The sequence below is a fragment of the Streptomyces sp. NPDC096132 genome (assembly GCF_044763345.1).
Classification (GTDB): Bacteria; Actinomycetota; Actinomycetes; order Streptomycetales; family Streptomycetaceae; genus Streptomyces.
The window spans coordinates 36,618-60,680 of record NZ_JBIWGA010000020.1; the positions used below are offsets into that span (position 1 = coordinate 36,618).

Below are 24,063 nucleotides of genomic sequence, written 5' to 3' on the forward strand. Positions count from 1 at the left end.
CCGCCTCCTGGGGAGGTTTGGGATGAAGGCCTGTATTTCGACCATCAGATCTCTTCGTATCAGCGGTTCGGCCCGGGTGAGATCTCATCGAGGGCCATTCCGGTGACACGCGGGGCACGCGGTAGTGGAGCGCTGTGCGCCACCTGGGCCGAAGCGATGTGCGGCGGGGTGCGCTCCGGCCGCTGCTTGTGGACGAACGCCCGGCGCAGGGCGTGGTACGGGGCGTCCGGGTCGTCGAAGGTCCGGCGCATCCGGGCCAGCTCCCGTTCCCGGAAGCCCGCCAGCGGGGTCAGGCTCTGCAGCCGGTCCAGCTCGGTCTTCTTCGCGGTGACGCGGACCGCCGTCCCCGGCAGGGACGCCAGCCGGGCCGCGAGCCCGCCGGTCTCCCGCGCGAACGCGTCGGGAGCGCAGTCGAGCACCCGGTCTACGAGGCCGAGGCGCAGGGCGCCCGCCGCGCTCACCGGGAGCGCCTCGCTCATGAGCCGCTCGGCCACGGCGGGGCCCACGCGGCGCGGGAGGCTGTGGGTCCAGTACTCCGAGCCGTACAGGCCCATCAGCCGGTAGTGGGGGTTCAGGACGACGCCCGAGCGGCACCAGACCTCGTCGGCCGCCAGGGCGAGCATCACGCCGCCCGCCGCGGCGTTGCCCGCGAGGGCCGCGACCACCAGGCGGTCCGTGGTGGTCAGGACCGCTTCGACCAGGTCGTCGATGGCGTTGATGTTGGCCCAGGACTCGGCGGCGGGGTCGTCGGCGGCCTCGATGACGTTGAGGTGGATGCCGTTGGAGAAGAAGTCCCGTGGGCCGCCCAGCACCAGCACCGTCGTGGGCCGCTCGCACGCTTCCCGGTAGGCGTCGAGCAGGCGCCGGCACTGCTCGGTGCTCATGGCGCCGCCGGGGAACGCCCAGGACAGGAAGCCCACGTTCCCGTCCTCCCGGTAGCGGATGTCGGTCCAGGTGCCCTCCCGCGCGTCGGGCAGCCGGGGCGGGGCGTGTTCGGGCAGCGGCGGCAGCCGGTCGCCGAGGGCCCGCACGGCGGGCAGCCGGTACGTGGGCGGCCGCCCGGGCAGCCGCCGCAGCCTCAGTTCGGGGATCCACACGGCGCCGTCCGCGGTGGCCCGGCAGATCGCCCCGGCGCGGGTGGCCAGCAGCGCACCCGGACGGCCGCGCAGCGCGCTCTCGGGGTGACCGCCGTGCAGATACCATTCCTCGCCGCACAGCAGGTCCAGCACGCCGGGCTGCGAGTCGGCCGCCCGCAGCTTGCGCAGCACGGTCCGGGTGGAGTCCCGGTCCCAGTCGATCCGCCGGACGCCCTGGTCGAGATACGGCCGCACCCGCACCGGCCCGTCCTGTCGGCACGGCACGTACCTGCCGTCGGCGAAGCGCTCCACCGCGAGGAGTACGGCGGCCAGCGCGGCGTCGGCGACCTCGCCCCGGTACAGCTCGCTCTTTCCCGTCGCGGGCACCCGGCACGACACGGACGCCCACACGTCACCCGCGTCCATCTCCGCCTCGGCCTGCAGCACCGTCACGCCCCAGTGCTCGGCGCCCTCGTGGATCGCCCAGTCCAGGGAGGAGGGCCCACGGTCGCCCACCGGCCCGGGATGGACGACGAGGCAGGTGTACGCCGTCCAGACCTCCTCGGGGATCGCCGCCTTGAGCATCGGCGCGACGACCAGGTGCGGGTCGTGCCGCCGTACGGCCTCCGCCAGGGAGCCGTGCGGCAGGGCCAGTGCCGCGGCAGGCAACGTTTGCCCGTCAAGGAGCGGCGTCGTGGGGGTACCTCCCGCTCGAGCGAAGCCGAGAGCGGGGGAGCGTGCCGGGCGTCGCGACGGGGCAAACGTTGCCTGCCGCGGCACTAGCTCCACGGCGACGGCGTGGCCGCGGTCGCGCAGCTCGGCGTGGACACGCTGGGTGAGGCTGTTGAACGCGCTGGCTAGGAGCAGGATGTGCACGGCTGTCTCCGGGCGGACGGACGGCAGCCGGGGGTGACCGCCGACAGCGATCGTCGGTCACGTCCGCCGGACCTCTCCGGAGACAGTCGGTGAGGTCATCCGAAAGCAGACGTCGCTGCGCCGTCCGGCCTCACTGCCCCTACGGTCCGTCGACGATGCGCTCCCGGCGGGAGCGGGTGGCTCCGAAGCGGGTCTCGTGGTCCCAGACGTGGGTGCAGGACGGGCACTGCAGATGGAGCAGGCTGCCGGTGTTGGAGAGCAGATAGCGCCAGTGGGTGGAGCAGGTGCGCCCTCGCGCGCAGGGGTCGCACCCCTGCCGGTCGTCGCAGTTGGGGCAGGCCACCCAGGCCCGGCGGCCGAGGTCGGCCTGCGGGTCAAGCGGCAGCACTGCCGCCCCCTCGCGGGGGCAGCACACCGGCCGCGACCAGTTCGTCGTACACGCGCTGCTGCTCGGCGTCGAGACCCGAGTAGAGCAGGGCGTTCGCCTCTTCCTCGCCGCGCAGCGCCTCGACGGGGTCCCAGTCGGGGCCGAGGGCGTCGAGGACGTGCGCCCGCCTGAGCATCTCGTGCGCGCTCAGGTCGACGGACCAGCCCAACGGTTCGCCGGGAGAGGTGGGGCCATGGTGGGACATGCGACCGAACGTAGGGAAGCGCTCCCCGCCCGGGCAAGAGCAGGTGGGAGAAGTCACAGCAGGTCGCAGCGGTTGCGAGGGGGTGAGGGCCCGATTAACATACAACCAAATGGTTGTAGATGAAGGTGCTGCCGGAAGCCTGGACCGGCTCTTCCACGCCCTGGCGGACACGACGCGCCGGGACATACTCCGCCGCTGTGTCCACGGCGATCTGTCGGTGTCGCAGCTGGCCGCCGCCTACCCGATGAGCTTCGCCGCGGTGCAGAAGCACGTCACGGTGCTGGAGCGGGCCGGGCTGGTCACCAAGCAGCGGCGGGGACGGGAGCAGCTCGTCCTCGCGGAGCCCGACGCCGTGGCGCGGGCCCGGCAGGCCCTCGACGACCTGGAGTCCCTGTGGCGCGGCCGGGTGGAGCGGATGTCCGACCTGCTGGCCAGGGGGCCCCGTACGCCAGAGCACCGTCCGAAGGAAGGACCGGACCGATGAGTGTGACCAGCGTGGACAAGGACTTCGACAACCTCACCCTCACCCTGATCGCCGACTTCGCCGCCCCCGTCGACGACGTGTGGCAGCTGTGGGCGGACCCCCGCCGGCTGGAACGCTGGTGGGGACCCCCGACCTACCCGGCGACCGTGGAGGACCACGACCTGAGCCCGGGCGGTGAGGTCACCTACTTCATGACGGGCCCCGAGGGCGACAAGCACCGCGGCTGGTGGCGCGTCACGTCGGTCACCCCGCCCACCGGCCTGGACTTCACCGACGGCTTCGCCGACGAGGAGGGCACCCCGAGTCCCACTATGCCGACCACGACCGTGCGGGTCCGGCTGACCCCGCACGGAGACGGCACCCGCATGGAGATCCGGTCCGCCTTCGGCACCCGGGAGCAGATGGACCAGCTGGTGAAGATGGGCATGGAGGAGGGCCTGAAGGAGGCGGTCGGCCAGATGGACGGCATCCTCACCGGCTGAAGTCCCCGGCCGAACCGGTCGGCCTGTCTCACCGGCTGATCTCCTGCTCGGCCCAGATGATCTTCCCCTCGCCCGTGTACCGGGCTCCCCACCGATGGGAGAGCTGGGCCACCAGGAAGAGACCACGGCCCCCCTCGTCCGTGCTGCGGGCATGCCTCAGCCGGGGGGCCGTGCTGCTGGCGTCGGAGACCTCGAAGGTCAGGCGGTTGTCGCGGAGCAGGCGCAGCCGGATGGGCGGGGCCGCGTGGCGTACGGCGTTGGTGACCAGCTCGCTCACGATGAGCTCCGACGTCATCGCCAGCTCCGCCAGCCCCCAGGCCTCCACCTGGCGGGTCGCCCGGGCGCGGATGTCGGCGACGGCCGCCGGGTCCACGGGCACGTCCCAGGACACGACCCGGTCGGGGCCCAGGCCGTGCGTGCGCGCCAGGAGGAGGGCGATGTCGTCGGGCTGCGGCACGGGCACCAGCCGGCGCACCGCCGACGTGCACAGGGTGGAAAGATCGCCGTCGGACCGGGCCAGCAGCTCGCCGAGCCGGGTCATGCCCAGCTCCATGTCCCGCTCGGTCCCCTCGATCAGGCCGTCGGTGTACAGGCCGATCAGGCTGTTCTCGGCGAGCTCGATCTCGGTCGCCTCGAACGCCATCCCGCCCAGCCCCAGCGGAGGCCCGGCCGGGGGCTCGGGGAAGGACACCTGGCCGTCGGGGGCGACGACGACGGGCGGCGGGTGTCCGGCCCGGGCCATCCTGCACCGCCGGGTGACCGGGTCGTAGACGGCGTACAGGCAGGTGGCCCCGAGGAACGCGGTCGTACCCTGCCGGACCGCGACGTCGTCGGTCCGGTCCGCGCTCAGCCGGAGCACGAGGTCGTCGAGGTGGGCCAGCAGTTCGTCGGGCGGCATCTCCATGTCGGCGAGGGTCTGCACCGCGGTGCGCAGTCGGCCCATGGTCGCCGCGGCGGCGATGCCGTGCCCCACCACGTCGCCGACGACGAGGCCCACCCGGGCCCCGGACAGCGGGATCACGTCGAACCAGTCGCCGCCCACCCCGTCCGTCGGGTCCGCCGGCAGATAGGAGGAGGACACCTCCAGCGCGGTCCCGCCCGTCAGGGCGTGCGGCAGCAGACTGCGCTGCAGGGTGACGGCCGCGGTGTGCTCCCGGGTGTACCGGCGGGCGTTGTCGACGCACAGCGCCGCCCGTGCCACCAGCTCCCGGGCGAGCAGGACGTCGTCGGGCTGGAACGACAAGGGATTGAGCGACCGTACGAACGTCGTCAGGCCCAGGGCGGTGTTCCGTGCCCGCATCGGTACGGAGATGAGTGAGTGCAGTCCGAACTCACGGATGCTCGCCGCCCTGCCGGGCTGTTCGGTCGTCCACAGGGGGTCGGAGGCGTCGAGGACGGGGATGAGGACGGGCTCGCCGTCGATGAGCAGCCGCGCGCCGTGCGGCGGAGGAAGGAAGTCCGTCCTGTCGCCGACCCGGGCCACGGCCTCCGGGCAGCCCTCCCGGACCGAGCTCATCCCGGCGCGGCGCAGCTGGGGGCGGGCGGGCGCCGGTCCCGCGTCGGTCAGCCACGCCCCGTGGCCCTCGGTGCTGAGCACGGGCTCCAGGAGGTCCACGACGACGAAGTCCGCGAAGCGCGGCACGGCGAAGTCGGCGAGCTCCTGGGCCGTCCGCAGCACGTCGAGGGTCGTGCCGATCCCGGCGCCGGCCTCGTTGACCAGGGACAGCAGCCGGCGGGCGGTCCACCGCTCGGTGACGTCCTGGACCATGTAGCAGACCCCGGTGACGGAGCCGTCCGCGTCCACCAAGGGGAAGAAGGACGTGGAGTAGGCGTGCTGCCGGTGCGGATCGGCCCAGCTCCACCCCACGTACTCGTAGTCGGTGACCGGGACGCCGGTGTCCAGGACCTTGCGCATCAACGCCTCGATGGTCTCCGCCTGCAGCCCGGGCAGCAGTTCGCTGAGCCGGCGGCCCAGCCGCTGTGCGCGGGGCACGCCGCCGAAGCGCTCCAGCGTGTCGTTCAGCCACACATAGCGCAGCTGCGGATCCATCACCGCCATCCCGACCGGGGAGCGGGTCAGGAAGCCGTCGAGGACGGACTGGCCGATCGTCCAGTGCCGGTCCGGCCGGCGCGCCGAGATCAGGAAGCACTCGTCCGCGCCGATCGCGAAGGACGCGGAGACCCGCAGGTCGACGTCGAGGGGACGGCCGTCGCGGTGCCGTACCGGGAGCCGGCCGCTCCACCCCATGCCGGCCCGGCACCGCTCGGCGACTGCGGCCACCCGGGCCGGATCCGCGGGTGTCGCCACCAGGTGGGCGGCGGAGCGGCCGACCACCTCCGCCGCCGGACGGTCGAGCAGTGCCTCGGCGCCCCGGGTCCAGCCGATCACGACGCCGTCCGCCGACACGACCGCCGCCGCGTCCGTGGACGCGTCGAGGAGATCGCGCGGCCGGGCGGGTGCCGGGGCGGCGTCCGAAGCTTCTCGCGCAGGGTCCATCGGGCCATCCTTTACACGACCCATCGTCCTGCTTGTCCGCCCGATGCGCACGGCTTCGACGGCATGCCCGGGCGCCGCCGCGTTCCTCGGTCTTTCCGGACGCCCCGGCCGGGGGCAGCATGGAGGGAAGGAGGATGTGGGATGGCAGCCGAACCCTTCCGGTCCGAACCCTTCCGGTCCGAACCCTTCCGGCCCGACGCGGACGCCTACGGCACCGAGGCGGCCGACGCGCCGCCGCCCACCGGTCTGCTGGACGTGCTGAGCGTGTCGGCGATGGTCCTCGACTCCGACGGGCGGATCGTGTTCTGGACGCCGCAGGCGGAGGAACTGTTCGGGTACACCGCGCAGGAGGCGCTCGGCAACTACGCGGCGCGGCTGTTCATCCACTCCGAGCATCTGAAGGCCGTGGTGCGGCTGTTCGCGGAGGTGCTGGAGACCGGCCGGAGCTGGGCCGGCACCTTTCCGATCCGGCACAAGGACGGCAGCAGCCGTCTGATGGAGTTCCGCAACATGCGGCTGCAGGACGACCTCGGGGACGTCTACGCCCTGGGCATCGCGGCCGACCACACCCTGCTGCAACGCGTCGAGACCGATCTGGCCCTGTGCGAACGGCTGATCAACCAGTCACCGATCGGGCTGGCCCTCCTCGACCCCGACCTGCGGTACCTCCTGGTCAATCCGGCGCTGGAGCGCATCGACGGCATCCCCGCCGAGGAGCACATCGGCCGTCGCCTCAGGGAGACGCTGCCGCTGCCCGACGTCGAGACCATCGAGTCCGCGCTGCGTCAGGTGCTCACCACCGGTACGCCGCTGCTCGACCAGTACCACGTGGGCCGTCCGCCGGCCGACCCCGAACGCGAGCACGCCTGGTCGCTCTCCTTCTACCGGCTGGAGGATCCCGGCGGGCGGGTGCTGGGCGCGGCCGCCTCGGTCGTCGACGTCACCGAACGGCACCGCGCGGCGGCGGAGGCCGACCGGGCCCGGCGGCGCCTCGCCCTGATCGCCGAGGCCTCCACCCGGGTCGGCACCACGCTGGAGGTGGAGCAGACCGCCCGCGAGCTGGCCGACATCGCCGTCCCCCAGCTCGCCGACGTGGTCGCCGTGGACGTCCTCGACTCCGCCCTGGCCTGCCGCCGCTCACGCAGACCCGACGAAGGCACGGAGCTCTTCCGCGCCCTGGCGCTCAAGGCGGCCCACCCGACCGTGGCCCTGCGCGCCGCCGACGCGCCCGGTGATGTCACGGCCTACGACGGGGACCGGCTGGTCACCCTGTGCGTGCACACGGGCCGGCCGGTCCTGGTGCGCCATGTCGGCGACGACGACATCCCCCGGATCGCCCGGGACGCCGAGGCCGGCTCGCTGCTGACCCGGGCCGGGGTGCACTCGTATCTCGCCGTGCCGTTGATCGCCCACGGCGAGGTGCTCGGCGCCCTCGACCTCAAGCGCACCCGCAACCCGCTCCCGTTCGACGAGGACGACGTCGTGCTCGCCGGCGAGCTGGCCGGCCGGGCCGCGGTGGCCATCGACAACGCCCGCTGGTTCGAGAGCGTGCGCAACACCGCCCTCACCCTGCAGCGCAGTCTGCTGCCGGACCATCCGCCCCACCACGCGGGTCTCGACCTCGCGTCCCGCTACCAGCCCGCCCAGGCCACCAGTGAGGTCGGCGGCGACTGGTACGACGTCATCCCCCTGTCCGACGACAAGACCGCGCTGGTCGTCGGGGACGTCATGGGAAACGGCATCGACGCGGCCGCCACCATGGGCCGGCTGCGCACCGCCACCTGCGCCTACGCGGACCTGGATCTCGATCCCGGGGCCGTGCTCCAGCACCTCGACAAGATCACCTGCGATCTGGAGCACTACATCGTCACCTGTCTCTACGCGGTGTACGACCCCCGCACCCGGCAGTGCCGGATCGCCAACGCGGGGCACATGCCGCCCGCGCTGGCCGGCCCCGGGCACCCCCCGGTACTGCTCGACCTGCCGCCCGGCGCGCCGCTCGGCGTGGGCGGCATCCCCTTCGAGACCACCACGACCCACCTCGCCCCCGCCGACGTGCTGGTCCTGTACACGGACGGCCTGGTCGAGACCCGGCACCACCCCATCGACGACCGTCTGGCGGTGCTGCTCAACTTCCTGGACGAGCCGGACCGGCCGCTGGAGGAGATCTGCGACCTCCTGCTGTACGGCCTGCGCCACCCCGACGACCACGACGACGTGGCGCTGCTCGTCGCGCGCGCCCTGTAGCCACGACCGCTTCGGACAGCACGAGGGGATCCGCCCCGGCCCCGGCGCGGATCCCCTTCGTTCAGACCTTGACGGACACGTACTCCTTGCCCTTGTCGTTCTCCACCACGATCTTGGTGACGTCGTCCACCGGGACGGCCGCCGAGCCGTCGAGGTTGGCTCCGCTGGCCTCGTCGGCGACGAGCCAGCTGCCGGCCACCTCGCGGCTGCCGTCCTTGGCGACCACGATCAGCCGGCATCTCTCCCCGGCCGGGATGCCCTTGACCGAGGCGTTGACCCGGACCCACTGGGAGGCCGGGGTGACCCGTACAGTCATCTGGCTGCCCGTCGTGGTGCTGGTGCCCGAGCCCACCTTCGTGCCGGCGGGCGGCGTGGGCGCCGCCGAGACCGAGGGCGGCGGGGGATCCGCGACCGTCTCTCCGGCCGTGCCCCGGCCGATCAGGACTCCGCCGCCCAGTACGGCCGCCGCGGCGACCGCCGCGACCGCGGCCAGGACGACCCGGCGGCGCCTTTCCACGCCGTCTCGTTCGCTGCGCGCCCGCCGGAGTGTGCGCTGCAGCAGCAGATCTCCGCCCTCCGGCGGTCCGTCGAGGAACGCCTCCGGCGGCACTTCTCCCAGCGCCGCTTCCATCTCCCGCAATCCGTCCAGTTCTTCGCGGCACCTCTCGCAGGACGCCACGTGTTCGTCGACGGCCCGGATCTCGTTCTCGTCGAGTGCGCCGAGGACATAGGCGCCGAGCAGTGCGCTGTCGTGCTGCTTGATGCTCATACCGCCACCTCCTTCAGCGCGACGAGCTTCGCTGTGCCGGGCTTGTCTCTGTACAGGTCGCGCAGTGCCTTCAGAGCATAGTGCGACCGGGATTTGACCGTCCCCGGCGGTATTCCGAGGGTCTTGGCCGCCTCCGCGACGCTCCTTCCCTGGAAGTAGAGCTCCTCCAGGACGTCCCGGTGGTCCGGTGACAGTTGGTCGAGGGCCTCCATGACGAGCATCGAGTCCACCACGGCGTCCGCGTGGTCCCGCTCGACCGGGGTGGTGCCCACGGACTCGGCGACCTCCGTCGGACGCACGGCCTTGGCCCGGTAGCGGTCCGTGATGATGTTGCGGGCCACCGTGAGCAGCCAACCGCGCACCGAGCCCTTGCCGTTCACCAGCGCGTCCGGATGCTTCCAGGCCCGGATCAGGGTCTCCTGGACCACGTCCTCAGCCGCGGCGTGGTCGCCGGTCAGCCGCTGCGCGTAGGCGAGGAGGGCTCTGCCGTGTTCCTCGTACAAGGACCGGATCAGTACCTCGTCGCTTGTTCTCTGCTTGTCCCTGGATCGGGACCACAGGGCCGCCATCCATCTACTCCCGTCCTCTCCCGAGCTGACGCGCTGAACACGAGCAGCGGCCGCTCTCGGTTCAATGTGGTTCGCGTCACTTGGGCCGACAGTGGCGTCCTTCGTTGACGCACCGCACCAGCTCGTTCATCCGACCGTCCGTCATCACGTCGATGAACATGGCGTGATCGGTCTTCGGGTCGCGCTTCTGCTCGGGGAACGAGTCCACGGCGTAGCGCGTGCCGTGCGGAAGGTCGTAGGTGAGGGTGACGCGCAGTTGCGGCACGGGGAAGGTGGCGCGCGGGCAGACACCGTTGGCCGCGGGGAACACCACGTGCCCGCGGTGGTCGGGGCTGTCGGTGGCCAGGCCGTTCCAGCAGCTCGGGAAGTCGAGCGTGCGGGTCGGTCCGCTGCCCCGCGGGCACAGCGTGTACTTCGTCGTGAAGCGGCCGGGGTGGCCCGCGCAGCCCCACTGGGCCCGTACGTTGGCGTCTCCCGTGACCACGGCCACCGCGTCCCCGGTGATCATCCGCAGGAAGCGGGGCATCGCGACCACCTTGCTCACCGGGTTGCCGCGGAACTCCACCCGGACCGAGGACGGCGTCACGATCTCACCGGTGTTGCCGTCGATCCCGCCGCCCACGACGTGGGCGTCCGCGCCGGTCCGGTCGAGCCGGCGGAGCACCGGCCAGTAGTAGGTGGAGCGGTCGCCGCCGGCGCAGGTGGTCGATGCCTCGACCAGGCTCCTGTTGCTGGAGAAGGCGTCGGTCGACACGTTGCCCACGTACTCGTGCGTGTGGTGGGCCGAACCGGCGACGCCCGGGGAGATCACGACGTTGTCGGCGTTGCGATGGCCGTCGAGGTCGCGCCCGCAGTCCTCGGTGTAGGAGCCGGTGGAGGCGTCTGGTCCGTCGTCCGGTGGCACGGCCTGAACCACCGATGCCAGGTCCGTGTACCGGTCGGCGGTGGGAGCCGTCCGCGGGGAATCCGTACGGCCGGCCGCGAAGACCCCGACTCCCAGAACCGCGAACACCCCGAAGGCCGCAGGCAGAACGACCCGGAGGAAACGGCCTCTTGGGCGCAGGAGTCGGATCCACACGGGAGCAGCGTCCCAGCAACGTCCAGACCAATCAAGATGAGCCTTGAACCATGACGGATTCCTGACCGTCCACCCGTGTCAGTGGAACAGCTGGCCCCGGACCGCGCCGTCGGGGAACTCCTCGGTGTGCAGGTTGGAGTAGAAGTCCGTGGGGCGCCGCTTGATCTGTGCGGTCACCGAGGCGTCCGGGACGGCGACCGTGCCCGAGATCGCGAAGATGTTCTGGGGTACGGCGGTGACGAACAGGGGGATCTTCACGTCGCCGTTGCGGCCCAGGGTCCCCCGGTGGATGTGACCGGCCAGCGGGGCGCCGATGTTCACCCAGGCCAGGGAGTAGCCGACCCGGCCGCCTTGGGGGTAGAGGAACGTGACGCTGTGCCCGTCGGGGTCGCCGACCCGCTTCGGGTCGCCGGTGGGCACCTCCTGGCCTCCGTCGGCGAGCGCCCGCAGCTTGCCTCCGCGGATGATGCTGAGCGGGTTGACGGGCTTGGCCAGCGGCCGCAGCTGTCCGCGGACGGCGCCGCCGGGGAACTCCTTGGTGTGCAGGTTGACGTAGAACTTCGTGGGGTCGGTGCGCAGTTGCTCGGCCAGGGCGGCGTCGGTCACCGAGGTCTGTCCGGCGGCCGACTGCGCGGTGGCCGGCATCGGTGTGGTGAACAGCCCGACCTTCACGTCGCCGTTGGTGCCCGCGACGCCCTGGTGGATGTGGCCGAGCGTCGGCCTGTCGATGCCGTTCCAGGTCAGGGCGAACGTGACGCGGTTCCCCTTGACCTTGACCAGGGCCACGGCGTCGCCGTCCTGGTCGCCGACGGCGGGGCCGCCCTGGGTGGGGACCTCCTGGTCGCCCGAGAGCCGGGCGACCAGGGAGACGGCCGGGGCCTTCGCCGAGACGGCGGTCGGCGGCGCGGCCGAGCCGTCACCGGAGGCACCGCCGGTGGCGGGCGCAGTGTGGCTGCCGTGGGTGCTCGAACCGTCGTCGGCGAGGGCCGGGGACGCGGCGACCAGACCGGTGGCGAGCGCGGCGGCGGTGACCGTGAGCGTGAACTTGCGCATGGTTTCTCATCCTTCGGGAAGTTCGGGTGCCTTGTGCCCCGAGGTGCTGTCCGAGTCACGAGCGGACGGCCAGGACGGTTCACCGCCGATGTCGCCGAATCCCGGAGAGGAAATCGGGCGGGCGGACTGAACCCGGCCCCGCACCGGCACGTGTGGGACGCGGACGGGGACACGCCCCGTCGCACTCGGACGCATGACAGCGAGAGAGGTCACCACAATGCGCGCACGTACGGCTCTGATCGCGATACCGCTGGCTCTGGGGCTCGTCGCCTGCGGTGGTGGGAAGGACTCCGGCGACAAGGCGAAGGACTCCCCCGGCGGGGGCGCCGCCATCGCCCTTGCCGACTCGGACCTCGGTTCCATCCTGGTCGACGGCGAGGGACGCACCCTGTACGCCTTCACCAAGGACAAGGACGGCGCGAGCAACTGCGACGCCGACTGCGTCGCCGTATGGCCCGCGCTGACCAGCAGCACCAAGGCGGCCGCGGGGAACGGTGTGAAGGCGTCCATGATCCACGAGGCCAGGAAGTCCGGAGGTGCCGTGCATCTCACGTACGGGGACTGGCCGCTGTACTACTACGTCGGCGACGCGGCGCCCGGGGACGTCAACGGGCAGGGGCTGGACGGCGAGTGGTTCGTCGTCGGGGCGGACGGCAAGCTCGTCCGCACGGGCGCGTGAGGCGTCCATGGCCGAGATCGACATGCCCGGGGACGAGGTCGAGCGGCTGGGCGCGCTCCTGCGGCGGGTGATGGACATCATCGACACCAGGCCGAGCGGCTTCGACGCCGCCGCCGTCGGACCGCCGCTGGCGCGCTCGGGCGGCAACTTCGACAAGAAGTGGGGCGACGGCCGCACTCAGGTGAAGCGCAACAGCAAGGACCTCAGGGACGCCTGCGAGGCCATCGTCAAGGCCTTCGCGGACGCCGACACCCAGTTGGCCGAGTCGCTCGACGGCGACGACGGGTCGAACGGCGCCAAGTGACCGAGCCGAGGAGCGATGTGCCCATGACGACCAACGGTTCCCAGACCTTCGGGATCGCCGTCCCGGACAACTGGACGGAGTACGACCTCAGCGGCGACACCCTGGCCGAACGCAGGGCCGAACTGCTGCGCCAGACCCCGGACAAGCAGACCCGGGAGGCGGTCAACCATGCCTTCCGCAGCGCGCGGCGGATCATGGACGGCGCCCGGCGGCGCGGCGCCGTGTACGCGGCGGGCACCACGACCATGTACGAGGACGGTCTGCTGATGGCCGGACTCATGGTCTTCAGCGTGACCCCGCCGCCCGGGGAGGACTTCTCGGCGCAGGCCCTGGCCAGGGAGTTCTCCGCCTCCGGGGACCGGCGGGGCGACGGCACCACGCGCACCTTCACCACGCAGACCCTGCCCGCGGTCGGGCAGGTCGGCCGGCTGGTGGGTGTGGAGGAGAGCGAGGTCGCCGAGGGCGTCTCGTACAAGCTGGTGGTGATGCACACGGTGGTGCCGGTCCCCGGCAGCAGGCGGGTGCTCGTCGTGAGCTGCTTCAGCCCCAACATCCCGCTGGCCGACCAGCTCTACGACCTGTTCGACGCCATCACCGCGACCTTCGCCTTCGGCGAGGCGGAACCGGTCACGGCGGGGGCCGCGCGCTGACGCGCCGGCGGGCAGCGCCGAGGGCCCGGCCGTCCGATCGGACGGCCGGGCCCTGTCGTATGCCGTACGAGGGTGCACGGCCCCTTCGTCACCGGGGCACGGTGGTCTCCGGCACCCGGACCGTGAGGAACCGTCCGTCGCCGAGCTGGAGATGGGCGCGGCCCGGTTCGCAGTCCTCGCCCAGCAGGCCGCGGGGGACGCGCGCGCCGACGAGTTCGCCGTCGCTCGCCGAGCGCGGCGCGAGCAGGGCGCCGCAGCGGTTGCGCCGTACAAGGGCCTGCCAGCCGGACAGTCCGCCCAGCAGGACCTCGTTGTTGCCCGCCACCACCAGGCCCCAGCCGTCGCCGGCACTGCCGCGGGCGAGCGCGGCCAGGTCGTTGTCGAGCTCGGAGTTGATCATCATCTCGGCGTCGTCGACGAGGATGGCACCGGCGGGCGAGTCCACCTTGCCGAGCGCGGCGCGGAAGTCGGCGACCTCGACGTCGGAGTCCGTGAAGACGCCGACCACCCCGGGCTGTCCGGCCAGCGCCCGCAGGGGCGAGGTGCGGGGCGCGATCACGACGATCTTCGTGCCCGCGTCGGTGAGCGAGCGGGCCATCGTGAGCAGCACGGTGCTGCGGCCGGAGCGCGGCGGTCCGCCGATCACGAAGGACGGGACGACGGACAGGTCCGTGCCCTGGGCGGAGAGTTCGTCGCCGCCGACGCCCACCAGCGCCCACAGCGGGGACGTCTGCGCGGGCCGGCGTTCCAGGGCCTCCTCGAAGCTCAGGCGGTCGGGCAGCACGTCCACCCGGAACGGCCTGCGTGCCTCGGGCACCCCGGCGTCCCGCCGGCCGGTCCGCTCCGCCAGCGCGGCCAGCGCCCTGGCCTGAGCGGCGCCGCCGGGGTCGTCGCCGTCGATCAGGGCGATCTGCGCGGTGGTGGTGTCCCTGGGCCGCAGGGCGCGCCCCGCCGGCAGGTCCTCGGGGACGGAGCGGGAGCTCAGACCGACCATGGCGTAGTCGCCCCGGTCGTTGAGCCGCAGCACCAGCTTGTCCTCGGTGGTGGAGGAGTACCGGCTCTGGCTGAGTATCCGGTCGCCGGCCGGCACCAGATGGACGCCGACACTGGCGCCCTCGCGCATCAGCAGCGTCATCGCGTCCATCACGCTGCCCTGGTCGTACGCGGCGTAGTCCCGTTCGAACGCCTCGAACCGGTCGACCATCAGGACCACGTGCGGGGGCCGCTCCTCCTCGGGCAGGGTGCGGCGCAGTTCGGTGAGGTCCGCGACGCCCTGCCGGCCGAGCAGCGCGCGCCGCCGCCCGACCTCGCCGGTCAGCCGGGACAGCAGGCGCACCACGCGCTCCGCCTGGCCCCGGTCCACGACGGCTCCGCAGTGCGGCAGCGCGGTGAGGGCCTGGAGCGCCCCGTTGCCGCAGTCGAGACCGTAGAGGTGCAGGTCGGCGCAGCCGTGCGTGCCGGCCAGGGCCGCCGCGAGTGTGCGCAGCGTCTGGGAACGGCCGCTGCGCGGGGAGCCGATGATGTGCAGGTGCCCCATCGTGTCGAGGTCGAAGACGAGGGCGCGCTGCGCCTGCTCGGCGGGGATGTCCACCATGCCGTACGGCACCGGGGCGAGCCGTCCGGGCGGGAGCTCCTCGGGGGCGGGCGGGGTGAGCAGGTCCAGGGTCAGCGAGGCGGGCAGCGGCGGCAGCCAGGGCCGGCGGGCGGGCGGTACGGCGAGCCGGGCCGCGGCGCCGCGCACCGCCTCGACGAGGACGGACAGGTCCGTGACGGGTTGTACGGCACGCTCGGCGACGGCCGGGCGGGGCAACGGGTCGCCCAGGTCCTCCCAGTGGAGTTCGGTGAGGACGGGGGCCGGGCGGTCCTCTTCGGAGGCCGAGGGGTCCGGTCGCCGGCCGCCGATCCGGCCGGTCTGGAACGGCAGCAGGGCCGCGTGGCCGAGCCGGGCGTAGGCGCGGCCGGGGGTGCGCGGGGAGAGCTGTCCGGAGTCGGGGGCGTCGATGATGTCGCGGCTCTCGCCGGTGTCGGTGGTGCGCAGCGCGATCCGCAGGTTGGTGTTGGCGCGTATGTCCGCGGTCACCGCGCCGGACGGGCGCTGGGTGGCCAGGATGAGGTGGATGCCGAGGGATCTGCCGCGCTGTGCGATGTTGACCAGGCCGGAGACGAAGTCCGGGAGTTCCCTGACCATCGAGGCGAACTCGTCGATGACCAGCACCAGCCGGGGCAGGGGCGCGAGTTCGGGGCGCCGGAGGCGTTTTTCGGTGTAGTCGTCGAGGTCCTTGGCGGCGGCCTCGGCGAGGACGTGCTCGCGGCGCCGGAGTTCGGCGCCGAGCGAGGTCAGCGCGCGTTCCACGAGGTGGGTGTCGAGGTCGGTGACCATGCCGACGGTGTGCGGCAGGTCCGCGCACTCGGCGAACGCGCTGCCGCCCTTGTAGTCGACGAGGACGAAGGTGAGCTCGTCGGGCCGGTTGGCGACCGCGAGGCTCGCCACGAGGGTCTGCAGGAGTTCGGACTTGCCGGAGCCGGTGGTGCCGGCGATCAGGGCGTGCGGCCCGTCGGCGGACAGGTCGACGGAGAACGGCCCGTCCACGCCCTCGCCCAGGACGGCCCGGGTGCTGCGGCCGCCGACGACCCATCCGGCGGCGACCGCGTCGGGCGCGGGCGGTTCGTGGCCGAGGACGTCGAGGAGCCGTACGGCGGTGGGCAGCAGGTTCTCCTCGGCGTCGTCGCCCATGTCACGCAGGGGCGCCAGGGCCCGGGCGACGCCCACGGACCAGGCCCGGCTCGGCGCGTCCGTCAGCACCCCGTCCACGGGGTCGGAGCCGGTCCGTTCGACGCGTACGCCGTCCGGTCCGGCCACGGCCACGGCCTGGCACTCCTCGGGCAGCAGCCGTGCCTCGTCGTCGGCGCACAGGGCGTACACGCCGACTGCGGGACCGTCCCGCAGGATCTGGATGACCCCGGGCAGGGCACGCAGCCTGCGGGCGCCGTCCAGCACGACCAGCACATCTGGCTCGCCGGCCGCACCACCGCGGGGTGCGCGGTCCCCGGCGGTCTGCCGGGCGTTGATCAGGGCGCAGATCTCGGCGATCCGGCGGCCCACCGACTCGGCGCCGGTCCCGACCATGCTGAGCGTGTCCTCTCCGAGCGGCGCGCAGTGCGGCATCCAGTGCACCCAGGACCAGCGGTCCCGGCCCGCGCTGCCGGCGAGGACACAGATCCTCAGGTCGGACGGGCTGTGCAGGATCGCGGCCTGGCCCACCAGCCAGCGCACCAGCGGCTCGGCGGCGGCTCCCCCGGCGACGCCCACGACCCCGGCCGCGCGCAGCGGGACGGTCACCGGTACGGCCCGGGTGGTGCGGGAGACCCTGCGGCGGTGCTCGGCCTCGCCGGGGTCCTCCAGTTCGACGTAGGCCGGCCGGTCGGCCACGCCGAGGCGCAGCAGCAGGAAGTCGTCGTCGCGCCAGCGGCGTTCCCACAGCCGCAGCCGCGGGCCGGCGGCGATCAGGAGGGCGGCGGCCGGGTCGGGTGAGGCGGTGCGGCGGGCGCGCTGTTCGGCGAGCACCGCCTCGGTCACCTCCTCCTCCAGTTCCGCCTTCTTCCTCTCGTACTCGGCGACCTGCTCCTCGTGGGTCTCCTTGCCGCGGCGCTTGGTGGAGATCTGGCTGATCAGGGCGATGACCGGGGACAGCAGGCCGAAGACGAGGAAGCGGAGGTTGCCGAAGATCAGGACGGACACGCCGGCCATGAGCAGGGGCGCGAAGATCAGCGGCAGTTGCAGCTTGTTGCGCACCGGCTTGCCCGGCGGCACCGGCAGCTTGAACCGGTTCCGCACGGGCGGAGGCAGCAGTCGTGGCGGGCGGTTGTAGTCCAGTCCGACGCCGTCCTCCGAGGGGACGAGCGCGGCGTCGGGGAAGGAGGGGGCGGCGCGCTCCAGCAGGGTCGGGCCGATCCTGAGGACTCCGCCGGCCGGCCAGTCGGTCCAGTCCGGTACGGCCTTGTCGTCCAGCAGCGCCTCCTCGCCGTCGGCGGCGCGGACGGTCGCGGTGCCGTCGGCGCCGACCTTGAGGCGGGCGGCGGTCTTGGCGAGCCCGTCGGCGGCGAGCCGGATCCGGCAGGCGGCCGAGGTGCCGATGTCGTAGTCGCCCGGCGGCAGCCGGAACACCGCTCCGGCGTCGGCGCCGCCGACCGCGCGCACCTCCGCGATCCCGTCCGGCTCCTGGCCCGGCACCGGTACGGGGCCGTCCAGGGCCAGCAGGCTGCCCGCCCGCAGGCCGGTCGTGCCCACCGGCTGGTCGGCGGGCAGCGGGGTGCGGCCGTGGAAGAGGACGGGCTGAGCGTCGGGTTCGCCGCCCCGCAGCCGCCGGCGGAGCTCCTCGGCGAGTTCGCCGACCGGAACCGATGGGTCGGCCTCGATCATGATGTCCGCGGTCCGGCCCTGCTGCGGGTCGACGGCGGTGACGGTCAGACGCATGGTCGGTGCTCCTTGGGCACGCGGGACGGATCACGGAGGGGGCGTCGTACGCGGGTCGGGCCGGACCCGAGGTCCGGCCCGAGCGGTGCGAGGGGTTGGGGCCTTTCCGGCGGATCAAGTTGGAGGAAATTGGCGGAGCCCCATCAGCGCACGTGAGCGGGGCCTGGTGCGTCCAACTGCAAGGCGGAGGAGGGAGTCGACGCGGAGCGTCGGTGACCGACGACAACGCCGCAGGTGGGCGTGCCAGGCCCCGCGTCTCCGGCATGATCCGCCGGACAGGCCCTACGCCGTGAGGCTGTTGCCCATGTCGGTGTCGAGCTGGGTGAAGCCCTTGCCGACGCCGTCGACGTACTTGGAGATGCCGGTCAGGCCCTCGACGACCGAGCGGTAGCCCTTGGAGAAGTCCTCGACGAAGGGCTTGAACTTGGTCTTGGCGGCGGGGGTGTTGTACCCGTCCTCCGTCAGCGCGTCGAGATCGCGCTTGATCTTCTCCAGCTGCGCCACGGCGATGTCGTACTCGTTCATGGTGCTCGTGGCGGCGGCGTTGGTCTTTTCGTCGTTGACGATGTAGTCGGCCATCTGAATGTCTCCCGTTTCTTGGGTTCCTCGGGTCCGGCGCCTCAGACACGTAGGTGGCGCCGGAGCGGTTCAGAGTTTTACGGGCTGTTCCTCGGGCGGATGCGCGAGTTCGACGTCGGCGTTGGCGTTGAGGCCGCCGAGGGTTTTCGTGGGAATGGAACTGAGGACGACCTCGGGGCCTTTGGTCTTGAAGACGTGGTCGTTCTCGATCTTCTTGCCGGCCAGTGAATTGCCGACCCCGTGCCCGAGCCTGATGGCGGCGTTCTCGAGGGTGGTGAGCGGGTCGGCGCCGTTCTCGTTGATCTGGTAGGCGGCGCTGACGCCCTGGGAGACGACGCCCTTGAGGACGCTGGTGAGGGCCTCGTAGCCGTACTCGCGGAGATCGGTGACCGAGGTGGGGCCGCTGGTGTGGGCGTAGTAGTCGTGGACCGGGGAGTGCTGCTCGTTGAAGGAGCCCGCCGCGTCGAGTTCGGAGACGGTGGTGCCGTCGCCGTCCTTGACCTTGACGGCGCCGCTGTCGCCGAGGCCCACGGTGAAGGTGCTCTGGTTGCCGTCGTCGCCGGTCTTGACGACCGTGCCCTCGACGCCGCCGTTGCCGATGTCGACGGTGGTGTTCTCGCCGCCCGCGTTGCTGGTGAACGTGGCGCCGCCGTTGGGGTTCTGGGTGATCGTCACACCGTCGCCGTCGTGGGTCGTGGTCGCCGTGCCGTTGGTGAAGGTGCTGGTCGGGCCGCCGTTCGGCGCGGTGACGACCGGCACGCCGGTGTCGGTGGTGATGGTGGTGCCGTTGCTGAGCGTGGCGAACGGGGACGCGGCCGGACCCTGCTGCCCCGCGGGGAGCGGCGGTGGCGCGACGACGCCCGGTCCCGACAGGGTGCCGTCCTTGCCGATGGTCACCGTGTCGGCCGGGCCGTTTCCGCCGCCGGGTACGGAGACCTCGAAGGTTCCCTTGCCCGTCGACTTCACGTCGAAGGCGCCGCCTCCGTGGACCGTGGAGCCGTCCTTGCCGCCGACGGGGATCTCCACGCTGGGCCCGGCGTCGTTCGCGCCGCCCACCGTGAAGGTCTCCGGCCCGGGGCGATCGGCCGGGGCGATCGGGTTGAGGGGGCCGTCGAGGACGCCGGACTTCTGGCCCGCGGTGCCCGCGTTCTCCTGGCCGCCCGGGGTCTTGGTGATGGTGACATTGCCGGTGTCCACGGTGGTCCTGCCGCCGAAGAAGCCCTCGTGGTGCAGGGTCGGGCCGTTGCCCGGGGTGGTCACGGTGATGCCGCTGTTCCCGTCGCCGGCGACCGTGCCGATCGGGGTCTGGCCCGGGCCGTCGCCGAGGGGACGGCCCGCGGTGTCGATGGGGGTGTTCGTGGCGTCCACATGGGTGTTCGAGGGACCGAGGTGGGTGACCCCGCCCGGGGCGAAGGTGCCCGAGGCCGGGCCGTAGGTGGTGGTGAACTCGCCCGCGTGTCCGTCGGTGACGTCGTGTGTGACCACGCTGCCGGGCTCGGCGACCGGGTCGGCCCCGTGGGTGGTGATGCTGGGTCCGTCCGGTCCGTTGGCCAGGGTGTTCTGACCGCCTGTCATGTCGGGTGAGCCGAAGAGTCCCCAGCCCTCCTGCTTCGGCGTGGTCACGGTGACGTCGGCGTGGGTGCCGGTGATGCCGGCGCCGCTCGGTGAGTCGGTGACGGTCGCCCGGCTGTTCGGGTCGATGCTGTGGCCGATGCCGGTCTTGTCGTGGACGGTGGTGGTCGTCGGGCCGTTCTGGCCGTCGGTGACGGTGGTGGTGAAGCCGTCCTTGGAGTGGGTGACCGTCGGGCCGTCGGAGCTGAGGACGGCTCCGTCCGGGCTGATCACCTTGGTGCCGGCCGTGCCGGTGGTGCCGTCGCCGCGTGGGGGGACGTTGACGAGCGAGCCGTCGGGCGCCTGGGTGGTGATCGTGCCGTCGGGTGCGGAGGTGGCGGTGGTGACCGGACCGCCATTGCCCGGCTGGTGGGTGAAGACCACGTCACCGGCCGGGGTCACCGTGGTGGTGATGCCCTGGGAGTCGATGCCGTGGGAGCCGAGCGTCGCGGTGCCGCCGCCGTTCCCGGTGATGGTGGCGACGGGGGTGTCGGTGCCGTCGGTGTGGGGCCGGACGGTGATCCCGTCGGCGTCGACGGTGCCGTTGTCGTGGACGCCGAAGGTGCCGCCCTGGTCCGTGGCCTCGGTGCCGTCCGGGCCGTGGGTGACCGTGGTCTGTGCTCCCGCCGGGGCCTGCGTGGTGACGGTGCCTCCGTCGACGGTGCCGCTCGCGACGTTCCGGCCGCCCACGTCGGTCCGGGCGCCGTCGGCCGTCAGGGTGGAGGTGCTGCCGTCGCCGGTGGTGACCTGGGTGGGGCCGCCCTGCTTCGGCGGTGTGACGCTGACCTCGGGCTGCTGTCCGGGGCCGTGGTTGCCGACGGTGGTCGGGGCGTGGGCGCCGGTGCTCACCGTGGTGCCGCCGTGGGTGACCTTGGTGATGCCGTCGGCGCCCTGGCCGACCTGGATGGGGTTCGGTCCCGTGGTGCCGGCGGTGATGCCGTTCGGGCCGTGGTTCACCTGGAAGGGGCCCGAGTTGAGGGTCGTGGTGCCGCCCGTCACCGTCACGGTGGTGCCGCCCGTGCCGGTGACGGTGACGGTGTGGTGGCCGGCGCCGTCCACGGAGACGGTGGTGTTGCCGAGGGTGACCGGGTTGCCCGGCGTCGGCTGAGGGGCTCCTTCGACGCCCGGATTCCCGCCGGCCGGGGTCACCGTGATCCCGCCGTCCGGGCCGATGTCGAACCTCTGACCGTCGTGCGTGACGGTCGCGGAGCCGTCCTTGGTCACCGTGGACGATCCGGCGGTGATCGTCCCGTCCGGGGTGTGGTGGATGCCTCCCACGTCGAACCGGCCGTCGGGGCTGACGCCGAACGACGATCCGTCGGACCCGTGGAAGGTGATGTCGACCGGTGAGAAGTTCACCGAGTTGGCTCCGTCGGTGACCGAACCCCCGCCGGTGTGGTCGGTCCTGATCCCGCCGACCGACACATCGCCGTTCGGGCTCACCGTGACCGGCGGGTGGCCGCCGGGCGGGGTGACAGCGAGCGTGGAGTCGCCGCCGTTGAACTGCACGGTGCTCGCGTTCGGTCCGCCGGTGTCCACGGTGAACCCCGTGTCGCCCAGGGTCGTGGTGGGTCCGCCCGGCGTGCTGACGGTCGCGCCGCCGCCGGGCTGGAGCGTGGTCGTGGTGGCCCCGTCGGTGACGGTGACCGGCCCGCCCGTGTGCGCGGGCGGCACCGTGACGCTCTGCCCGCCCCCGCCGTGGAAGACGTGGAGGGTGCCGGTGGTGTCGACCGCCGCCCCGGTTCCGCCCGGCAGGGTGACGACGTTGCCGGGGTTCCCCGTGTTCCCGGTGAGCGTGGTGCTGTCGCCCAGGTGGACGGCGAAGTCCCCGATGGCCGGGTTGTGGGTGACCACCGGCGGCGCGTTCTCCGCCGGGTTCGGGGTGTTGAACACCGAGGTGGTGCCGCCCGCGTTGTCGACGGACAGCCCGCCGCTCTTCACCGCGGTGAAGTCCGGGCCCTGGGTCACCGTGGTGCCGCCCGTGGAGATCTCGTTGCCGTTCACGGTGAACTGCGGGGCGGAGCCGTTGCCGTCGGGGGCCGGCGAGCTGATGGTGACGGCGCCGTCCGGGCCCTTGGTGACGTCACCGAACGTGCCCGAGGTCTTGAACCCGTCCGGAGTCAGCTCGGTGGTAAGCGTGGGCTTGTCCGGGCCGATCCCGCCCAGGGAGTCCTTGATGTCCGGCGCGAACTCGCCGCCGAACACGTCGACGGCCTTCTCCCCCGTCGACTTGCCGCCCAGCGGGGTCTCGATGGTGGTCGTGGTGCCGTTCGAGGTGATCGTGTCCCCGTCGGGGCTCTTGATCGTGTTGGTGCCGTCCTTGGTCTCCGAGGTGAAGCCGTCGGGGGTGGTGGTCTTCGCCGACGTGGACACCGCGTCCCCGGCGAAGGGCAGATCGGTGGCGATCGAGCCCGGCTTGGTCGCTCCGGGGTCGGTCTTCGCCTCGGTCTTCGTACCGTCCGGAGTGGTGACCTTCGTCTTGACGGCGCCGGTGGCCGGATCCGCGCTCGTCGAGCCGTTGATGCCGTGGAAGCCGGTCTTCTGCGGCAGCCCCTTGCCGTCGATGTGCAGGATGCCGCTCGGCTTGAACCTTCCGTCGACGACACCGAGGCTCGACGTCGAGAACGCCTTGTCGATGTTGCTCTTGAACTTGCCCTTGGTGGTGAAGGCGTCCTTGATGTTGTTGGCGAACTTCGTTCCGCCGAAGACCGAGAGCGCGCCGCCCGTCGCGGCGCCGATCAACGATCCGATGGCCGCGGGCCCCAGGTCGAACTTCTTTCCGTCGGCCGCCGCCGTGATGCCGGCCGCCGCGAGCCCCAGGCTGAACTCGGTGCCCACGTCGATCGCGACCTTGCCGCCGAGGGCCAGGAACGGATTGGCCTTGAGCCCGGCGAGGCCCTTGCCCAGCGGAGTGATGATCTTACGGCTGAGGGTCGAGCCCTTGATGATCGACGTGAGCGCCGCCGAGATCGTCCCGGCGCCCTTGCCGAGTTTCGCGAGGGCCGGTGCGAGCTTGGCCAGCTTGGCCACCGAGGCGCCCACCTTGCCCAGCCCACCGAGCAGCACCCCGCCGGGGACCAAGGTCAGGATCCCGATGACGAGATCACCGACGTCGATCTTCCCCTGGGACACCATCCGGATCACCGACAGGGCGAACAGGGCCGCGCCCAGCAGGACGCCCACGACCGGCAGGAAGACGGCGACGATGCCCACGATGATGCCGGCGATGATCTCGATGATCGGGTTGTCGGCGAGGAAGTCGCCGACCTTCTTGAAGAAGCCCCGCTCCGGAATGGCCTGCTCCGCCGCCTCGTCCAGGATGACCGAGGCCCGGCGCGAGCCGTCCTCCCGCAGCCGCTGGGCGTCGCGGCCCAGGGCCTCGGCGGCCGACAGCCGCTGCTTGGCCGCGTCGACCTCGCCCTGCCGGGTGGCGCGCGCGTCGGCCTGCTCGGGTGTGGCGTCCGGCGCCAGGGCCGGCACCTCGCTGTTCGCGGTCGAGGCCACCTCCTGCGCCTCGTCGATCGCCCGGTCCAGCATGTCCTGGGCGTCGGTCAGGGTGTCCGCGTAGGTGGTGTAGGCCTCGGCGGCGTGCCGGAAGGAGTCCCGGGTCTTCTCGAGCATCCCGGGCAGGTCGTTCTTGATCCGCTCCTTGAGGGCGTCCATCGCCTTGCCCTTGCCCTGGCGGATCGCCCCGTCGCCGCGCAGCAGGTCGACGGCCTCGCCCGCCCCGTCGCCGAGTTCCTGATAGGTCCTGGCCAGCGTCCTGATCGCCTCCGGATCACCGGGGGTGGGGTCGCTCGCGAACCCCAGGACCTCGAATCCCGTGGTGTGCCGCCGTGGTGCCATCTCGTGCGCCTCCCCGCTCGTCGTTCGCTCGGCGCCCTGTGCACGGCCGTCGCGACGGAACGGTTCAGCGCGTTGAACCGGTCCGCCGCCGGGGCCGTGTGACGGCAGACGCGCCCGCAAGCACGCGTCACCGGCCCTGTACGGAGGAGGACGAGGA

General features: G+C 72.5%; 17 protein-coding genes. 6 read left to right on the plus strand and 11 right to left on the minus strand.

Features of this window, described 5'->3' with window-relative positions; translation table 11 throughout:
- Positions 1-59: 59 nt before the first annotated feature.
- The 3 genes from ACIRF9_RS36730 to ACIRF9_RS36740 all read right to left on the minus strand — a co-directional run bounded on the left by ACIRF9_RS36730 (position 60) and on the right by ACIRF9_RS36740 (position 2,584).
- Complete coding sequence (locus ACIRF9_RS36730) at positions 60-1,952, minus strand: enoyl-CoA hydratase-related protein (protein ID WP_403831379.1); 1,893 nt, start codon at positions 1,950-1,952, stop codon at positions 60-62.
- 139 nt (positions 1,953-2,091) lie between these two features.
- Positions 2,092-2,340 carry a hypothetical protein gene (locus tag ACIRF9_RS36735; protein ID WP_403831381.1) on the minus strand — a complete coding sequence of 83 codons (249 nt, stop codon included), beginning with the start codon at positions 2,338-2,340 and terminating at the stop codon, positions 2,092-2,094.
- A complete protein-coding gene (locus ACIRF9_RS36740; RefSeq protein WP_403831384.1) occupies positions 2,327-2,584 on the minus strand; it encodes a DUF6400 family protein in 258 nt (85 codons plus the stop codon). Before ACIRF9_RS36740 ends, ACIRF9_RS36735 begins: the two co-directional genes overlap by 14 nt.
- A gap of 109 nt (positions 2,585-2,693) precedes the next feature.
- Between ACIRF9_RS36740 and ACIRF9_RS36745 the strand changes: the two genes are divergently transcribed.
- Entirely contained in the window at positions 2,694-3,068 is a 375-nt protein-coding gene (locus ACIRF9_RS36745) for an ArsR/SmtB family transcription factor (RefSeq protein ID WP_403831387.1), read from the plus strand.
- Positions 3,065-3,550 carry an SRPBCC domain-containing protein gene (locus ACIRF9_RS36750; RefSeq protein WP_403831390.1) on the plus strand — a complete coding sequence of 162 codons (486 nt, stop codon included), beginning with the start codon at positions 3,065-3,067 and terminating at the stop codon, positions 3,548-3,550. Before ACIRF9_RS36745 ends, ACIRF9_RS36750 begins: the two co-directional genes overlap by 4 nt.
- Before the next feature lie 28 nt (positions 3,551-3,578).
- Here the strand turns inward: ACIRF9_RS36750 and ACIRF9_RS36755 are convergent, their stop codons facing one another.
- Positions 3,579-6,047 carry a SpoIIE family protein phosphatase gene (locus tag ACIRF9_RS36755; RefSeq protein WP_403831392.1) on the minus strand — a complete coding sequence of 823 codons (2,469 nt, stop codon included), beginning with the start codon at positions 6,045-6,047 and terminating at the stop codon, positions 3,579-3,581.
- Positions 6,048-6,188: 141 nt separating this feature from the next.
- Here ACIRF9_RS36755 and ACIRF9_RS36760 point away from each other — a divergent pair, with 141 nt between their 5' ends.
- Complete coding sequence (locus tag ACIRF9_RS36760; RefSeq protein WP_403831395.1) at positions 6,189-8,294, plus strand: SpoIIE family protein phosphatase; 2,106 nt, start codon at positions 6,189-6,191, stop codon at positions 8,292-8,294.
- A gap of 61 nt (positions 8,295-8,355) precedes the next feature.
- On the opposite strand, the gene ACIRF9_RS36765 is transcribed toward ACIRF9_RS36760, so the two are convergent.
- The 4 genes from ACIRF9_RS36765 to ACIRF9_RS36780 all read right to left on the minus strand — a co-directional run bounded on the left by ACIRF9_RS36765 (position 8,356) and on the right by ACIRF9_RS36780 (position 11,763).
- Positions 8,356-9,063 (minus strand): zf-HC2 domain-containing protein, encoded by a 708-nt coding sequence (locus ACIRF9_RS36765; protein WP_403831397.1) that lies wholly within the window; start codon positions 9,061-9,063, stop codon positions 8,356-8,358.
- On the minus strand, positions 9,060-9,632 hold the full coding sequence (locus tag ACIRF9_RS36770; RefSeq protein WP_403831399.1) for a sigma-70 family RNA polymerase sigma factor: 573 nt from the start codon (positions 9,630-9,632) through the stop codon (positions 9,060-9,062). Before ACIRF9_RS36770 ends, ACIRF9_RS36765 begins: the two co-directional genes overlap by 4 nt.
- 76 nt (positions 9,633-9,708) lie before the next feature.
- Entirely contained in the window at positions 9,709-10,710 is a 1,002-nt protein-coding gene (locus ACIRF9_RS36775; RefSeq protein WP_403831401.1) for a DUF1996 domain-containing protein, read from the minus strand.
- A 78-nt stretch (positions 10,711-10,788) separates the two neighbouring features.
- On the minus strand, positions 10,789-11,763 hold the full coding sequence (locus tag ACIRF9_RS36780) for a CHRD domain-containing protein (protein WP_403831403.1): 975 nt from the start codon (positions 11,761-11,763) through the stop codon (positions 10,789-10,791).
- Positions 11,764-11,980: 217 nt separating this feature from the next.
- Between ACIRF9_RS36780 and ACIRF9_RS36785 the strand changes: the two genes are divergently transcribed.
- Genes ACIRF9_RS36785 through ACIRF9_RS36795 form a run of 3 tightly spaced genes read left to right on the plus strand, consistent with a single transcriptional unit; the run spans position 11,981 to position 13,396 of the window.
- The gene (locus tag ACIRF9_RS36785; RefSeq protein WP_403831405.1) at positions 11,981-12,442 is read left to right on the plus strand and encodes a hypothetical protein; all 462 of its coding nucleotides are present in this window, start codon (positions 11,981-11,983) and stop codon (positions 12,440-12,442) included.
- A gap of 7 nt (positions 12,443-12,449) precedes the next feature.
- Complete coding sequence (locus tag ACIRF9_RS36790; RefSeq protein WP_403831407.1) at positions 12,450-12,746, plus strand: hypothetical protein; 297 nt, start codon at positions 12,450-12,452, stop codon at positions 12,744-12,746.
- Positions 12,747-12,769: 23 nt separating this feature from the next.
- A complete protein-coding gene (locus ACIRF9_RS36795) occupies positions 12,770-13,396 on the plus strand; it encodes a hypothetical protein (protein ID WP_403831409.1) in 627 nt (208 codons plus the stop codon).
- An 88-nt stretch (positions 13,397-13,484) separates the two neighbouring features.
- Here the strand turns inward: ACIRF9_RS36795 and ACIRF9_RS36800 are convergent, their stop codons facing one another.
- The 3 genes from ACIRF9_RS36800 to ACIRF9_RS36810 form a co-directional block, all read right to left on the minus strand.
- Positions 13,485-17,870 carry an FtsK/SpoIIIE domain-containing protein gene (locus ACIRF9_RS36800; RefSeq protein WP_403831411.1) on the minus strand — a complete coding sequence of 1,462 codons (4,386 nt, stop codon included), beginning with the start codon at positions 17,868-17,870 and terminating at the stop codon, positions 13,485-13,487.
- Positions 17,871-18,152: 282 nt separating this feature from the next.
- Positions 18,153-18,449, minus strand: coding sequence for a hypothetical protein (locus tag ACIRF9_RS36805; RefSeq protein WP_403831413.1), 297 nt, complete (start codon positions 18,447-18,449; stop codon positions 18,153-18,155).
- A 69-nt stretch (positions 18,450-18,518) separates the two neighbouring features.
- Positions 18,519-23,906 carry a hypothetical protein gene (locus ACIRF9_RS36810; protein WP_403831417.1) on the minus strand — a complete coding sequence of 1,796 codons (5,388 nt, stop codon included), beginning with the start codon at positions 23,904-23,906 and terminating at the stop codon, positions 18,519-18,521.
- Positions 23,907-24,063 lie beyond the last annotated feature (157 nt).